This window comes from Jingyaoa shaoxingensis (genome assembly GCF_014385005.1).
GTDB classification, from domain to species: Bacteria; Bacillota; Clostridia; order Lachnospirales; family Lachnospiraceae; genus Marvinbryantia; species Marvinbryantia shaoxingensis.
In genome coordinates, this window is the sequence record NZ_JACRSZ010000056.1 from 1 (window position 1) to 1,484 (window position 1,484).

Below are 1,484 nucleotides of genomic sequence, written 5' to 3' on the forward strand. Positions count from 1 at the left end.
TCACTTTTACTTTCGGTTCCAGCATATTCTTTCTGAACCATTTTACCGCTTGCATCTTCTACATAGAAGCGATAGTACCATTTTTTTCCTTTTTTTCTAACAGATCCTTTTGCCATAATTGTATTTCTCCTTTCGATATCAGACAATCGGAACTGTTGAAATGCTTCTTGCGTGTAAGTATATCACAACTCCGGTTGTCTTACTATACCGATTCAGAATCCTCATACATAACTTCGGATAAAAGATTGGCAAGTCTTTGTTCGGCTGCTTCCGGTTTCTTTGAATAGAGCCTTATCACATCTGCCATATCGTTAAATGCGTTGACAGTATGTGTGATCTCTCTGAGAAACATAATCTCATTATATTCATCTTTCGATTCGAATCCCATTACTTTGGCAATGTCCGCATCTTTGGTACTGCCTTTGTAATTTTTACAGGCGAACTGAAACGAATCCAGAAACAGTTCATATTGCTTTAACATTAACAGCAGTAAGTCTTTAGAAAAAGCGTCTTCTGTTTTATTAAGATCAAGAGGTAACTGTTTGAGAATATCGCCCATCACATCACGAATCTGCAATTCCTTCTTATCCGTAATATCAGTTTCATATTCATCGGTTTCCCCTTTGAGCCATTCAATCGATACATGAAGTGCTTCCGAAAGGCCTTCCAGTACCATCTTTTTGGTATTGTCAATCGAACCATTCTCATAACGCAGGATTGTGGAAGCGGTAACTCCCATCTTCTCTGCGACATAAGGCTGTGTCAGATTTAATTCGAGACGGCGCTGTTTTGCCCTGCTGCCGATCAGCTTGCGTAGTTCTTTATCTTTCATGCTGATGTGCCTCCTTTTTCGGTATGTCATTACTATACCACGCAACAAAATATATTGCAATATGCAATTTATAGAAAACGAATGAAATTTCATAATGCTTGACAAAGCAATATAAACACGCTATACTGACAGCACAAATGAAATTGCATAATGCAATTTAAAAGGAGGTGGTCATATGACACAAAGAAAGATTGCCTTATCTATTGAAGAAGCTGCTGATTATACGGGAATCGGCAGGAACACCCTGAGAAAACTGGTGGAATGGAAGAAACTTCCGGTATTAAAGGTTGGGAGAAAAGTCCTGATCAAAACGGATATGCTGGAACTTTTTATGGAAGCCAACGAGGGCAGAGACTTGAGGGATAAGGGAAATGTGAAAGCAGTCACAAGAAACGGTTCAACTTAAAAAAGCGGTTCCCGAAGAAACCGCCAAAGGTTCTATCAGACCGGAGTCATGATATACCTACACGCAAACAGATTATACCATGTACTTCGTCTGACAGACAACAGGAAACTTATGTTTGGAAGAAAAAGAAAGGACGATGATATTTATGGCAAGATCAACAAAGAGTTATGAGGAGCGTATGCTCCAGTTGGAAAAGAAAGAACAGGAAAGCCTTGAGAAAGCAAAACAGTATGCAGCACAGAAACG

At 39.4% G+C, this 1,484-nt stretch carries 2 protein-coding genes and 1 pseudogene; 2 read left to right on the forward strand and 1 reads right to left on the reverse strand.

What is annotated here, in order from left to right:
• Positions 1-202: 202 nt before the first annotated feature.
• Positions 203-832, reverse strand: coding sequence for a helix-turn-helix domain-containing protein (locus H8716_RS17425; RefSeq protein ID WP_117347817.1), 630 nt, complete (start codon positions 830-832; stop codon positions 203-205).
• 175 nt (positions 833-1,007) lie between these two features.
• On the opposite strand from H8716_RS17425, the gene H8716_RS17430 reads away from it, so the two are divergent.
• Together H8716_RS17430 and H8716_RS17435 are read left to right on the forward strand one after the other, a co-directional pair.
• A complete protein-coding gene (locus H8716_RS17430) occupies positions 1,008-1,238 on the forward strand; it encodes a helix-turn-helix domain-containing protein (RefSeq protein WP_002578307.1) in 231 nt (76 codons plus the stop codon).
• A 145-nt stretch (positions 1,239-1,383) separates the two neighbouring features.
• Positions 1,384-1,484: pseudogene (locus H8716_RS17435) on the forward strand (relaxasome subunit MobC); the annotation flags it as partial.